This is a genomic window from Maritimibacter harenae (genome assembly GCF_009882975.1).
GTDB lineage: Bacteria > Pseudomonadota > Alphaproteobacteria > Rhodobacterales > Rhodobacteraceae > Maritimibacter > Maritimibacter harenae.
On sequence record NZ_WTUX01000003.1, the window covers coordinates 1 to 13,284 of the forward strand.

Here is a 13,284-nt window from a genome sequence, read left to right on the forward strand (position 1 = left end):
CTCATGAACTCTGACTCTATCTCAAAATCCTGTCTTAGCAAGTGATTGATAACAAATGCCCCAAAGTCCCAAAGACTCCAGCAGTCCGACACCCGCCCCGATCGGACGATGAATTCGCCCTGCCCGACCATGTCGCTGGCTCTGGCACGCTCGACCGGCTGGTGGACACGGCGCGGGATTATGCGCGAGCGGCGGTCGCGGACAGCACGCGTCGCGCCTACGCGACGGACTGGGCCCATTACACGCGCTGGTGCCGTATGAAGGGCGCGGAGCCCCTGCCCCCGTCACCGGAGCTGGTCGGTCTCTACATCGCCGACCTGGCCTTGCCTGCGGGAAAGTCCCCTGCCCTCTCGGTCGCTTCCATCGAACGCCGTCTGTCCGGCCTTGCCTGGAACGCGGCGCAGCGCGGCTTCACAATCGACCGCAGCGATCGGCACATCGCCGCCGTGCTCGCCGGCATTCGACGCAGGCACTCGCGGCCGCCGGTTCAGAAAGAGGCGATCCTGGCCGAGGACATCTGCGGGATGGTCGCCACCCTGCCCTTCGACCTGCGCGGCTTGCGGGACCGCGCGATCCTGCTTCTCGGCTACGCCGGCGGGCTGCGCCGGAGCGAAATCGTGAGCCTCGACGTGCACCGTGATGACACACCGGACTCCGGCGGCTGGGTCGAGATCTTCGACGAGGGCGCGCTGCTCACCCTGAACGCCAAGACCGGCTGGCGCGAGGTCGAGATCGGGCGCGGCAGCTCGGACCAGACTTGCCCGGTGCGCGCGCTCGAACGCTGGCTCGAGTTCACACGGATCGACTTCGGCCCGGTGTTCGTGCGGACCTCTCGGGACGGGTCGCAGGCGCTCGAGGCCCGGCTGAGCGACCGGCACGTGGCGCGTCTGATCAAGCGCGCGGTACTCGACGCCGGCATCCGCGCCGACCTGCCGGAGGCCGAGCGGTTGAAGCTCTTCTCGGGCCACTCCCTGCGCGCGGGCCTTGCCAGCTCAGCCGAGGTCGACGAGCGCTTCGTTCAGAAGCATCTGGGCCATGCCTCTGCCGAGATGACACGCCGCTACCAGCGCCGCCGGGACAGGTTCCGGGTGAACCTCACCAAGGCGGCCGGGCTTTGAAACGGCAAAGGGGGCGCAAGATGCGCCCCCTCTTTTTTCGGTTTCGCGGCGAAACCTTCCCATTACTCGCTTGTGAGCATCCTTTCGATTTCCGTCGCAATGTCACGCATCAACTCCTGATCGAGTCGTGAGCCATTCATGCGGATGATCCAGTCGCGACCCTCCTGTTCCACGTGGATGCGCACCCCAGTATCGGCAATGCGCGTTCGGCTGGCGGAGCTTCGTTTGGGACGCCCGCCGCGCGCCGGATTTTCCGGTGCTGGCGCCAGCTTATCCAACGCAGCATTGAGTGCAGCCAACTCCGCCTCGGGGGTCTCCGGAGTCTGCTCAGCCAGAGCGGACCGCAGCCGTGCCTCAGCACCGGCACGCAGCGCAGAGGCAACTTTCAGCCCGTCCTTTTCGCGCAGAAACTCCGGGAAGATGAGCATGTCGCCCAACTCTTCGAAGATGAGCGCGAAGGATCGGATCTTTGAGCGCTTGCCCTTGGAAGCCGTAGCAAAGAGAGCATCGACCGCCGCCTCCGTGTTCACGAAAGCACCCTCTTTTGCCGCGAGCACCGCGATACGCCCGCGCTCGAAGTGACTGAGGTCCGCACGGACTTCGTTCTCCTCAACCATTGCGACGAACGTGCCGCCCATCGCTTCCGGATCACGGATCACCGCCTTGACAGTGTCGTAACGTTCGCCGTTCCAGAGCTCGTGGAGTGCAGCGATGGCGCGAAGACGACGATAGCCGGAAAGCAATCCGTAGCGTTTTTCACTGTCCGCGCCGCTGCGCTCGAACACTTCAATCGGGAGACGGAGTCCGTGAGCGGCGATGGAGCGTTTAAGCTCCTCAAGCTCTTCATCATCCAGCGACATCCGATCACGGATCAGCGCTGTGTCATCGATTTCCTTGATCGGGATCTCGGCGATCAGCAACCCATTTTTTTCGGCTGCTTGAAGCCGTGCCGCGTCGTCGCGATTGCGCGCGATCTCGGCCTTCTCCTCGGCCGACCGGAGGTCGGCCGCTTGCGCAGTATCTGCGGCTACCTGCGCGATTGGAGCAGTGAGCGGTCCCCTGGGCGTGGTTTCGCGGCGAAACTCTTCTTCAAAGGCGTTCATATCTTCGGGGCTCGGCGGCTGGGGCCCAAGTCTTTTTTTGGCCATTTGTTACGCCTCCTCTTTCCCGGCGTCTTCCATTTTCAGATCCCTCCACCACGATCCGAGGATCAGCGATTTGACTTCGGCCCAGGTGCCGTCGAATGTCTCGCGCCCGCGCACGTAAGTCTCACGATTAAAGTCGCGGTAATCCGTCTCGTAGATCCCCGAGACCTGCTCGCCGGCCTGGCCCACCATTGCGGTCAACTCCTGCCGGTAGGCGGTCATGAAATCCCCGAAGTAGGCTTGGATCACGTTAGCCAGGTCCGCCTGCTGCGCCGCGTCGAAGCGGGTAATGATCGCACGCACGGCATCCCATTCAAAACGCATCTCGGGCAACCCGTCCCGCCGCCTGACCCGGTTTTCGCCTTCCTCGATCGAGGCGAAGGTTGAGTAGATCATGTCGAAGAAGCGCCCCGTCGAGTCGAATTCGAGGAAGGACGCGCCGAGCGGAACGAGCAGGATGTCCGCGGCGGCGAGCGCATTGATCGTGAGGTAACCGAGGGCAGGGGGCGTATCGAGGAGAACGATGTCGTATTCGTCCAGCGTACCGCCGTCCTCCAGCGCATTCTGAAGCGCATCCCACAGCGGCCAGGACCGAAGCTGCATACGCCAGACCGGCACCTGGAACTCGGCCCAGTAGAGATTGAGCTGCGCGCCGATGAGGTCGATGTTCGGCCAGTGCGTTTCCTGGATCAGGTTTCGCGGCGAAACCTCCAGTGCTTCGGTCAGGGTTTCGTCGAAAGGGTAGGGGGCCTGACCCGCAGACTCGCGCACCTCGTTTTCCGACTTCAGCGATTTGGCGTAGTCACGGGCAATCAGGGGGAAAGCGGTCATCCATTCATCCTCGACCTGCCCCCCGAGAATCGAGGTCATCGAGCCCTGACTATCGAGGTCGATCACCAAGACTTTGTAACCGTCGAGCGCGGCGCTCATCGCCAGATGCGCCGCGGTCGAAGTCTTGCCGACGCCACCCTTGAAGTTCGCCACCGCCACGACCTTGGCCGGCAGCCCCTTGGGCCGCCAGGATTTGTAGGCTTTGCCGGCGGCCCCTTCGGTCGCGAAATGTTCGCGGATGGCGAGGACCTCTTCCAGGGTGAACCACTTGGCACCGGCTTCGCCGTCTCCCTGTGGCAGATCGGGGTTCGCTTTCAGGACCCGCCGGAAATGCGCCGGTGCCACAGGAATCAGATAGCGCGTGATCTCCCATATCGAAAATTTGCGCAGCCGCTTGTTGCCGTCCGGTGCATAGCCACGGCGGGCCAGATCATCACGCCCGCGGGTCGCGAATGCTGCTGCTTTGGCGAATCGGGCGGTTTCGATAGGGTCCGAGAGACGTTTCGCCGCGAAACCCGGATCGATGTTGAAATATGGTGGAAGGTCCTGCTTTCCGTTTCCCTTGGATGCCATGTCTGTGCCTCTTCATGTCCGCTGTTCTTCGCGATATCGCGGAAACTATCGCACATGGTGGGGCGCAAGGGAATCAATTTGGGCAGGGGGCCAGAAACCCCCAATATATTGAAAGTACACGACGTCCCCGTTTAGGTTTTCTTTAGATTCTTTAGAGTCTTTAGCACAAGAAAATCACTCTATTACAGTCGCTTACAGGATACGTGGAACCCGTTCACGGGACATCGAGGCACCGTTTACGGGAAGAAAGGCACCCGGATTCGGGATGAGCGGCCCCGATTCGCGGGTCAGGAGCCGCCTGTCGCACGAAAACAAGGGATTTTCGCCGGTTTAGGGCCTGACGCTCGACTCCGCGTCACCAGGTGGGCGTCTGTCATCCCGTATCCGGGTCCCCTTGGGCGGACCGGCGAAGTCACAGGCACCCGTCTACGGGATCACGGCAAAGGTGCCAAATGAATTCTTGATCACGGGTGCCTTATGGCGGAGACTTACGCAAAAAGAGCGAGCAGGTGACACATGGACCAGATCGAGCGGGAGCGGTTGACCGGATCGCTACGTCGTGGGGCAGTGAAGAAGCATGTGGCGGCGATCCACGTTTCTGGAAAACTGTCTCTATTACAGCGGAAATTGAGCAACGTTCTGCTGCTCAATGCCTATGACACGCTGACCACCAGCCGCCGTCACCAGATCGACGCGCGCACGCTGTGCATGATGATCGGCTACAACTCGAATGACTTCGAGACGCTCAAGGACAGCTTGCGGGGGCTGGCCGAGACGGTCGCGGAATGGCACATGCTGGACGAGGAAGGGCGCCAGGAGTGGGGCGTGTCGAGCCTTCTGTCCTATGCCAAGCTGAAGGGCGGGATCTGCGAATACGCCTATTCCGATGCGCTTGCCGAGAAGCTGCACGACCCGAAGGTCTTCGCGCTGATCAATCTCAACATACAGCGCCGGTTCACGAGCGGGCATGCGCTGGCGCTTTACGAGAATTGCTACCGCTTCGTGCGCACGGGGAGCACGGGGTGGTGGTCGCTCGACCTGTTCCGTCGTTTGATGGGTGTAGCCGACAGCGCCTATTACGAGAGCTACAAGCATCTGAACGCCAAGATCATCAAGCCGGCGGTTGCGGAGGTGAACAAGACCTCGAACATCATCGTGACCCCTGAGGTGAAGAAGATGGGCCGGCAAGTGACCGACATCCGGTTCCGGATCGAGGAGAACCCGCAACTGGCGATCCTCGACCTCGACGACGGCGAGGGACTGCGCAATGGCGCCGTCTATGCGCGGCTGCGCAAGTTGGGGGTGAGCGACCGGCTCGCCCGCCAGTGGATCACCGAGCACGGCGAGGCCTATGTCTCCCGCAAGGTCGACTATGTCTCGGGCCAGGATGGCGTGCGCAATCCGGTGAGTTACCTGACGGCTGCAATCAAGGCCGACTACGGTGGGGCAGGGCAGGGCGAAGCCGCGCCCGCGCCGTCGAGCGACCGGGCCCGCCGTCTGGCCCGGATCAAGTCGCTGGTCGACGCGCGCACGCCTACGCAGCGTGACGCCGACCGCCGGATGTTCTTGTCCCGACTGGACGGCGCCGCGCGTGACGACTTCGAGCGGCACGGCTGGATGTCCGCGCTGAATGCCGAGAGGATCGCGGAGTTCTGGGAGGAACTGGTGCCGGGGGCCTTCCAAGAGGACGAAGAGTGATCACCTGGTTGGGATTCGTGGCACGCTGATGCGCGATGAGACCAAAAGCTGCACGGGTTAGGTGCTTTCGGAATTCCCGAAAGAACCAGAACCATCCGTGTCGATAATGCAACATTATTGGACATAAGGAGGCGCAGCAGAGTGGGGCGGTTTACACATCATATTGTGGACGAAAGCGCCGTCTTGGGATAGCCTTGTGGAATGACATATGGCCGCCATGAACTCCCCGACGACCTCGTGAACCTACCCCGGATGCCGTCCTAGGTCACCTCGGCGCGGTCTGATGTCCCTGAAGATGTGGCGTTTTTGTCCGGGGCAGCGTTGAGCCACCTACATCTCGTGTTAAGCCGGGACAAACTGCCCCACACCTTGATGCGCGAGCGTCTGGCCCGTCGGGCGGCGGAGGCTTGTGTCGCCTTCTCCGGGCGTCCGGAAAAAGTCGGAGAGCTGCGTGATGCGGTGGCGGTCCTGCAGCTGGACTACAGCCCGGGGCCCGCGGGCGAAGTTTACCTGTTATGGCAGCGCGCGCCGGTCCGGCGGGCTGCAACCGCGCTGCAGGCGGTTGTGAAGGATCGGCCCGCGCGACCATGTCACGGCGCTGATCCTAGTCGAGGCGGCCTTTGGCGCAGGCGCTCGGGTGGAGCCATGTCGTGCCCCTTCTGGTGAACGGCCTGAAGCGCGGCGATTTGCCGATGGCAGGCGCGGACCTGTGGTTCGCCTGTCATCGGGCGATTGCGTCCGCAGCCTCGAGGTCACGCGCTAGTCCGCCGACTTGGCTCGTCGCGCGGCGCAGTTGAGAGAGGTCGCACCGAAGCTTCGGGCCACAGACGCCGACTAGGCCGTGTCTATGTTTCTAAACCGCGATTCCGTCGCGCCGACCGTGCTTGCGCCGCTTCGGTCCGATCGGGCGGCGCGGCGGTTCTGCGACCGGCTGGTGGAGCTTGGCGCGGTGCGCGAGCTGACCGGGCGTGACACATTCCGGCTCTACGGGGTTTGAGCGCATGAGTATGGCCAGCGAAAGTGGGAACCGGGCTCAAAGTTCCGACATGCGACCAAAAAAGCAGCCGAAGGATACAGCCGACACCGACCTGGATCGAGAGGTGGAAGACCTGCCCGCCGAGCTGCGCTGGCGCGAATGGATGCGCCGGATCGATGCCGTACTGTTCGCCTCCGCCTCGCCCGTGCCGCGCGATGACCTAGCCCGCGTGGTGGGAAACGTATCGGTCGATCTTTTGATCGAGGATCTTGTGGTTTAGCTGTCGGATCGGTCCTATTAGATTCCCTGCGTCGGTGACGCCTGGATGCTGCGGACCCGTCCGGCCTATGCGCCGGCGATCCGGGCGGCGGCCGATTTCGGCGATCCGGACCTCGGCCTGGGTGTGTACGATGTCGCGGTGCTGGCAGCTATCGCCTACCACCAGCCGGTCACGCGCGACGGGTTGAAAGAAATTTTTGGCAAGGAAATCAGTCGCGACCTGATCGGCCGCCTTCATGCGCGCGGGCTGATCGGGACCGGCTGAGGTCGCCGCGGCGCGGGGCGCCCTACACCTACGTGACGACCGATCAGTTCCTGGTCGCCTTCGATCCCAATTCGCCGCAAGACTTGCCGGATCGGGAGCAGCTCGAGGATGCCGGTTGTGCCTCGCATGAGCAGTTTACGGCTGACGCTGTTCCCGATGAAGCAGTGTCCGGCATCTAGTCGTTCAATCCAACACCCTTGTTCTTGTAGATGCGCCAAAGTCCCAAGCGCTTGATGCGATACTCGACAAGTTCAGGGGAGGTTCCAAACCATGCCGCGATTTCAGCGGCAGACTTTCCCGCGGTGACCTGCGATCTCACCTCGACCTCCGGGAGCATGGTTGCGGAAGCGAGGTAGAACGCATCGTGCTCTTCAGTACTATCGTATGTCCGGCCGAAAGCGTCGGCGACCTTTGCAATCCGGGTTAGTTTGTGTCCAAGCAGGATGTGCCAACATTCTTCCAAATACGTCACTTTCTGACGTTCAAGGGTGTGGCTGTCATTTCGGAGGATTGCCCACCGGTCCTCTGTGATGTCGAGGGGAACGCTCATTGCTGACCATTCGCGGCCGCCCGGTCCAAGCAAGAATCTGGCGCAGTTGGCATCGAGACCACGCACGTCCGAGACTGTGTAAACATCCACGCCATCTATTCGAAAATTCAGCGCGTCAAGGGGCGCATTCAGGGCAACCTCAAGGTCTCCACGCAGCCCCGTTGCCATCTCTTCCATTTCGGATTTCGCAAGTGCAATCGACCCAGCCAACTCGGAGTCTGTTTCGGCGAAGTCCTCACTGACCGGAAACCCTTTGTTGCTGTTTCGCACGAGTTGTTCAGCTGCCTGCAAGAGGCAGTGTACGGTTTTCGACTGGACGTTTTTCGCTGCGCGGAAGTGAACGAGAGCCACGCTTTCGAAAGATAGACCCGCATTTTGGGCGTCTGGGCCGAGCCACTCGATGATCCGAATCGTCGAATTGTTGTCCGGCTCACCTTCGCCACGCTCAATCCGCGCGAGTGTGGAGAAGCTAATGCCGACACGCTCCGAGAGTGCCCGAATGCTAAGCCCTTCGGATTCGCGCTTTTTCTTCAGCGCTCTGATCAAAGCCTGTTTGTCTGTCTTCATAATTTTCCGTGCTAATAGCACGCCTTGACACGGCGCACAGTCCTCCCATAGTGTGCTTCTAACACAGGTTCGCACAACATCAAGTGCCCGGTCGGCGATCGGGGCATATCGAGCAAAGGCGGTCATGATGAGAAAGAGTGTCGAGGACGACCTGAAGGCCATCGGTCTGGCTCTCGACAACGATGTCATGCCGTCAGTATTCGACCGGGGGGTCGTCAGGCCCGTAGTCTCTCCGGATGATCTGAAACTCGCGGGCCAGGAGAAAGCCGATGCACGGCAACGACCGACACGATCCGCAACCCGACCGTGGGAAAGGCCCGCCGGATGGCAAGGGACGACCGGACAACCCCGGTCGCCCCATTCCGGAACACCGCTCGTCCAGCCAGGACTACGGTCTCGCTACACGGAAGGCGTAGGGGCATGCCGGGATGCCTATCCGGGTCTCCTCGCGTTTCCTCAAGAACGGCAGATGTGGCTCTTCGCTGAGAGCGATCTGATCGAAGGCCTCGGTAGGAGAGCTGCATTTGCCATTCAACTTCCCTACACCACCAACCAGCCCGTTCGAGCATGGGGCTTTTGGACCACTGCTGTCAGCAAAACATGGATCGGGCCGAGGCATACAAATTTCCCAGATGGATCGGTTTGCGCGTTCGAGCCTCGAGACCAGACATGGCTTCCTGGCGGCTCGGTGACTGCACTTCTCGACCTTTATTGCCTTTGGGCCGTGCGGCATCTCTACCTTGAGAAGTACGGAAAATGGCCTGGCCGTCAGTCGGTGCCAATTGCCGCTGAGAGACTGCTCGAGCTCGGTGACGAAGAATTTTGCGGATGTGAACATCCGCTTGGGACCTTCGCCCGTTGCTGCAAGGCATCGGATCAAACGAAGACTTCCGGTGCTGATCTTCTGGACTTCGCAATGAAGACGCGAATGCCTCCAGACGAAGTCGTTCGCTTTGCATGGAATCCAACCAGCCCTCCAGGACTGAGAGGCCAGAACACACGCCAGACTTGAGAAGGAGAATCCAGATGGCAGGCAAGGGGAAGGCGGAAGCTACCGCAGCGCGAGATCGGGCCGCTACGTGACAAAGTCCTATGGGAAGTCCCATCCGCGGACGACGGTTAAGGAAGCGCCTGGCAAGAGCGGATTGACTGGCGGGAGCTATCGTAGCGCTAACAGCGGGCGGTTTGTCACCGCAAGGCATGAGAAGGCAATTCCTAAAACGACCCTTCGGGAGAAGTGGCCGGATCGGCAGAAAGAGGTAACTGCGTGAGCTGGGCCCTTCCATGCAAAGGGTTCTCTGGCTGACTTCGAAGTTGCGTTTTGAGCAGCAAACCATTATGTATCAAAATTAGGTCATTAAAGCGCTCTATAAAGTTAGCGACCTAATTTTGGAACACAAAACCTGATTTTATTACAGTCCCGAAATTGACACCTTAACTTTCGTGCGGCATATAGGGTCTCGGAAGTGGAACACTAAGCAATGCCAAAGAAACCTGTTGCGGTGCTCGCCAAAGAGTTGGGAGAGCGCCTCTCCGTCTACCGTCTCGCGAGAAATCTGCGACAGCAAGATGTGGCGAAGCGCAGTGGTCTATCTCGTGGTGTTATCGCCCGCATTGAAGCGGGGGATGGCGGTACGATCGACAGCTTCTTGCGGATTATGCAGGCACTCGAAGTCGAAGACCGCGTCGAGTTGCTGCTTCCGGACGCCAGCCTCAGCCCGCTTGATCCGCGAAGTGAAACAGGCCCGCGACAGCGGGCGCGTAGCAGCGGCTCCGACACGCCTACCGAAAAACCGTGGAGCTGGGGTGAGTAAGAATGGCAACTCGTGCAGATGTGCGCCTTTGGGGTCGTCGGATCGGGGCTGTGTTGTGGGACGACCGTCGCTCCATCGGCACGTTCGAATATGAGCCGTCTTTTTTGTCCTCCGGCATCGAGATAGCGCCTTTGACGATTCCACTTCGTGCTGGGCCATTTGACTTTCCGTCTCTGCCATCCGGAACGTTCCACGGATTGCCGGGGCTGCTTGCAGATAGCCTTCCGGATCGGTTTGGGAACGCGCTGATCAACCGCTGGCTTGCCGAACAGGGCCGCCCGGCGGACAGCATGGATCCCGTGGAGCGTCTTCTCTACACCGGCCGCCGCGGCATGGGCGCACTGGAGTTCGAACCCGCAACCGGGGTTCGCCGTGAAGATGGCACGCCCGTGGACATCGAACCCTTGGTGGAATTGGCAAACCGTGTTTTGAACGACCGTAAAGACCTATCCGGTGTCATGACGGGGAAGAATCAAGAGGAAGCTCTTGCGGAAATTCTTCGGGTCGGCACCTCGGCGGGTGGTGCCCGCGCCAAAGCGGTACTGGCCTGGAACGAAAAAACTGGGGAATTCCATTCCGGCCAACTCAAAGCTGGCCCGGGCTATACGCAATGGCTTTTCAAGTTCGATGGCGTCGCGAAAAGCGGCGACCATGGGCTCGCCGATCCCCAAGGGTTCGGCCGCCTAGAGTTTGCTTGCTACCGGCTTGCCACGGAGGCGGGCGTTCAGATGATGCGATGCCGTCTCCACCACGAAGGTGGTCGGGCGCACTTCATGACCCAGAGGTTCGACCGCGTCGGCGCAGCGGACGAGGGCCAGAGTGAAAAGCTTCATATGCTTTCGCTTGGCGCGCTGCGCCATTTCGACTTTAATATGCCTCGGGCTTATTCCTACGAGCAGGCACTGGAGACGATCCGGCGGCTTGGGTTAGGCAGGGAAACGCTAGAAGAGATGGTACGACGCGCATTCGTCAACGTGGTTATCCGCAACCAGGATGACCACGTGAAGAACATTGCATTTCTTATGGACAAGGCTGGGAAGTGGAGACTTGCGCCAGCCTACGACATCGTCTACGCGCACAACCCGTCCGGGAGCTGGACGAATGCCCACCAGATGACAATCAATGGAAAATCGGACGGCTTCGCCCTTGAAGACCTGCGCCACCTCGGAACGATGGCTGACCTGAAGCCACGCAAAACCGACGAGATTTTGCGCGAAGTCGAAGACGCCGCGACACGGTGGGGCGAGTTCGTTGCGGAGGCGGATGTGCCGCCAGTTCTAGCAAAGGGTGCGTGGGCCGGCTTCAGATTCTTCCACGAGTGAGGCTAGGGCGTAACCAGGGACCTTCCCCGATGTTTGACAACACCCCGAACACGCCATCGCCAGATACATCGACGGGTTCTATGACCCTGTCAGGCGGCACTTTTCGTTGGGCTACCTGAGCCCCATCGGCGTCGTCTCAGGGCGTGGTTCCAAACCTTCCCCATTTGGTCTTGACTCCTGAAATTGGTCCGAACTGAGTGCGAAATTTTGGATACATTTCTGGCGTGAGAGAAGTGTACGGATGCCGAAGAAACGATTCAGCGACGAACACATTGCCTTTTCGTTGAGGCAGGCGGAAGGGGGAACGGCGGTCGGCTAGATCTGTCGAAAGGTGGGCATTGCTGAAGTGAAGTTCTATCACTGAAAAATGGTCTATGCCCGAATGGGCGTGTCAGGGATCCGCCGTCTCAAACAGCTCGAAGATGAGAATGGTAAGCTGAAGCGCCTGGTCGCCGACCCGGCGCTGGACAAGACGATGCCTCAGGATGCGCTGCGAAAAACGTATGGTCCGCCCCGCGGTTGCAAGTTGTGTGATGAAGTGTTGGCTTGCGTAAAGGTATCCGGCTGACCTGCCCCTGAACTTTCATCCAGCCGCGACCGGAGCCCGGTTGGTGTTGGTCCGACCCGGAACCTTCTACCGCTCTTGGCGAGAGTTTTGGGACTACGATCAGGGTGACAGGCTGGTTGTGTCCCCCGATTTCGTCAGCGTGATCGGGACCTTGTTGCCGATCGCGCTGTGTGGCCGTTCCNCAGGAACCAGTGGGCATTCAGACACTCTGCCCGAAATTTGCCATTGAACGCTTCGATGTAGGCATTGTCGGTCGGCTTCCCCGGCCTGGAAAAATCGAGAGTGACCCCGCGCTGGTAAGCCCAGAGGTCCATGTCGCGGGAGACAAACTCGCTCCCCTGGTCGACCCGGATCGTCTTGGGATAACNGTCCGATCCAGCGTGGCAACCACGTCTTCGCCGCGGTAACTGAACCGAGCGCCGAGCACCGGCACGTAGCGCGAGAAGGTGTCTACCACGGTCAAGACCCGCAGCTTCTTACCGGTCGCCAACTGGTCATGCACGAAGTCCATCGCCCAAACGTCATTCGGGCCAACAGCCTCTGCGCGATCATCACGCAGCTTCGCCTTCACCCGTCGTTTGGGCGTCTTGTTCCTGAGCTGCATCCCCAACTCCCTGTAAATACGGTAAACCTTCTTGATGTTGATGTCCCATCCTTCGCGGTCCAGAAGCACATGAACGCGGCGATAACCGTAGCGCACACGCGTCTCGCAGATCTCCTTGATCCGCTTCTCGACGGCAGCCTGATCAGCGCGGCGGGATTTGTAGTGAAACGTCGAGCGATCAAACCCAATGGCCCCACAGGCCTTCCGGATCGAGANTTTTTCGCCGGATGACATCTTGCAGCATTTCCCGGTCCAGCGTCAGGTCGGCCACGATCTTCTTCAACCGGCCGTTCTCATCTTCCAACTGCTTCAACCGCGTCATCTCGGTCGGCAGCAAGCCGGCATACTTCTTCTTCCAGTTGAAGTAGGTTGCCTGGCTGATCCCAGCTTTGCGACAGATCTCAGCCACCGGCGTGCCTTCCTCGCCCTGCTTGATGATGAATGCCTTCTGCGCGTCCGAAAACTTCGATGCCTTCATGTGATTCCACTCCTCTCCCAGCCGGGAAATCGTAGCGGAAAACTCTACCTTCAAGCGGTCCAGTTTGCGGGGATCAGATCAGCCCATCCACATTGGCGCACATTACCGGATCGCTTCGAGGGCGCACTGCCACTCAATCTGACCCTTTGAGCGCAGCGCGTTGGCAGTCCATCCAGCTGGTGGACACGCGGATTTCCGCGAGTAGGGTTTTTCTGTTCTGGCGAGCTCCGTGCCTTTGTTGTTATGGTTCACTACGCGCCACGGGAGGGGCGCCCCAATGACAGACCTGAAAGAACGCCATGCACAGGTGATCAAGAGTTTGCTTCCGGTATTGGAGCGCAGAATCGAACGGGCACTTGAGAAATCGCAGCCCGAAGAGGCGAATGCGCTGCTTCGAGAGGTCAGGCACAACCAAGAAATACTCGCCGAGCTTGAGGCTGAAACCGCATTGGCAAGCTGACAAGTAGCCGTTGATGTGTGCCCCTGGCATGCCCCT

General features: G+C 60.2%; 8 protein-coding genes and 4 pseudogenes. 8 read left to right on the plus strand and 4 right to left on the minus strand.

Translation table 11 applies throughout. The features are described 5' to 3' along the window. Positions 1 to 119: 119 nt before the first annotated feature. On the plus strand, positions 120 to 1,118 hold the full coding sequence (locus GQE99_RS01285) for a tyrosine-type recombinase/integrase (RefSeq protein WP_202530542.1): 999 nt from the start codon (positions 120 to 122) through the stop codon (positions 1,116 to 1,118). 62 nt (positions 1,119 to 1,180) lie between these two features. Here the strand turns inward: GQE99_RS01285 and GQE99_RS01290 are convergent, their stop codons facing one another. Together GQE99_RS01290 and GQE99_RS01295 are read right to left on the minus strand one after the other, a co-directional pair. Next, on the minus strand, positions 1,181 to 2,266 hold the full coding sequence (locus GQE99_RS01290) for a ParB/RepB/Spo0J family partition protein (RefSeq protein ID WP_161349786.1): 1,086 nt from the start codon (positions 2,264 to 2,266) through the stop codon (positions 1,181 to 1,183). Between the two features lie 3 nt (positions 2,267 to 2,269). Beyond that, positions 2,270 to 3,667, minus strand: a complete 1,398-nt coding sequence (locus tag GQE99_RS01295; protein ID WP_161349787.1) for an AAA family ATPase — start codon at positions 3,665 to 3,667, stop codon at positions 2,270 to 2,272. Positions 3,668 to 4,183: 516 nt separating this feature from the next. Here GQE99_RS01295 and GQE99_RS01300 point away from each other — a divergent pair. The 3 genes and pseudogenes from GQE99_RS01300 (at position 4,184) to scpB (ending at position 7,064) form a co-directional block, all read left to right on the plus strand. Next, on the plus strand, positions 4,184 to 5,365 hold the full coding sequence (locus tag GQE99_RS01300; RefSeq protein ID WP_161349788.1) for a replication initiation protein: 1,182 nt from the start codon (positions 4,184 to 4,186) through the stop codon (positions 5,363 to 5,365). A 297-nt stretch (positions 5,366 to 5,662) separates the two neighbouring features. Continuing rightward, positions 5,663 to 6,362, plus strand: a pseudogene (locus tag GQE99_RS01305) (DUF1403 family protein). A gap of 49 nt (positions 6,363 to 6,411) precedes the next feature. Beyond that, a pseudogene (gene scpB / locus GQE99_RS01310) lies at positions 6,412 to 7,064 on the plus strand (SMC-Scp complex subunit ScpB). Here the strand turns inward: scpB and GQE99_RS01315 are convergent. Continuing rightward, entirely contained in the window at positions 7,061 to 8,128 is a 1,068-nt protein-coding gene (locus GQE99_RS01315) for an ImmA/IrrE family metallo-endopeptidase (protein WP_161349789.1), read from the minus strand. The pseudogene scpB and the gene GQE99_RS01315 overlap by 4 nt on opposite strands. A gap of 1,355 nt (positions 8,129 to 9,483) precedes the next feature. Here GQE99_RS01315 and GQE99_RS01320 point away from each other — a divergent pair. The 3 genes and pseudogenes from GQE99_RS01320 to GQE99_RS21405 all read left to right on the plus strand — a co-directional run. Then, positions 9,484 to 9,816 carry a helix-turn-helix transcriptional regulator gene (locus tag GQE99_RS01320; RefSeq protein ID WP_202530539.1) on the plus strand — a complete coding sequence of 111 codons (333 nt, stop codon included), beginning with the start codon at positions 9,484 to 9,486 and terminating at the stop codon, positions 9,814 to 9,816. Positions 9,817 to 9,818: 2 nt separating this feature from the next. After that, positions 9,819 to 11,138 carry a type II toxin-antitoxin system HipA family toxin gene (locus tag GQE99_RS01325; protein WP_161349790.1) on the plus strand — a complete coding sequence of 440 codons (1,320 nt, stop codon included), beginning with the start codon at positions 9,819 to 9,821 and terminating at the stop codon, positions 11,136 to 11,138. 241 nt (positions 11,139 to 11,379) lie between these two features. Next, positions 11,380 to 11,659, plus strand: a pseudogene (locus GQE99_RS21405) (transposase); the annotation flags it as partial. A 146-nt stretch (positions 11,660 to 11,805) separates the two neighbouring features. Here GQE99_RS21405 and GQE99_RS01335 read toward each other — a convergent pair. After that, positions 11,806 to 12,788 (minus strand): annotated as a pseudogene (locus GQE99_RS01335) (IS3 family transposase). A gap of 277 nt (positions 12,789 to 13,065) precedes the next feature. Between GQE99_RS01335 and GQE99_RS01340 the strand changes: the two are divergent. Continuing rightward, complete coding sequence (locus GQE99_RS01340) at positions 13,066 to 13,248, plus strand: hypothetical protein (RefSeq protein ID WP_161349792.1); 183 nt, start codon at positions 13,066 to 13,068, stop codon at positions 13,246 to 13,248. The last annotated feature ends 36 nt before the right edge of the window (positions 13,249 to 13,284 follow it).

Coding starts and splice junctions, on each gene's coding strand:
- GQE99_RS01320 (WP_202530539.1), top strand. CDS start 9,484: ATGCCAAAGAAACCTGTTGCGGTGCTCGCCAAAGAGTTGGGAGAGCGC.
- GQE99_RS01290 (WP_161349786.1), bottom strand. CDS start 2,266: ATGGCCAAAAAAAGACTTGGGCCCCAGCCGCCGAGCCCCGAAGATATG.
- GQE99_RS01300 (WP_161349788.1), top strand. CDS start 4,184: ATGGACCAGATCGAGCGGGAGCGGTTGACCGGATCGCTACGTCGTGGG.
- GQE99_RS01315 (WP_161349789.1), bottom strand. CDS start 8,128: ATGACCGCCTTTGCTCGATATGCCCCGATCGCCGACCGGGCACTTGAT.
- GQE99_RS01295 (WP_161349787.1), bottom strand. CDS start 3,667: ATGGCATCCAAGGGAAACGGAAAGCAGGACCTTCCACCATATTTCAAC.
- GQE99_RS01325 (WP_161349790.1), top strand. CDS start 9,819: ATGGCAACTCGTGCAGATGTGCGCCTTTGGGGTCGTCGGATCGGGGCT.
- GQE99_RS01340 (WP_161349792.1), top strand. CDS start 13,066: ATGACAGACCTGAAAGAACGCCATGCACAGGTGATCAAGAGTTTGCTT.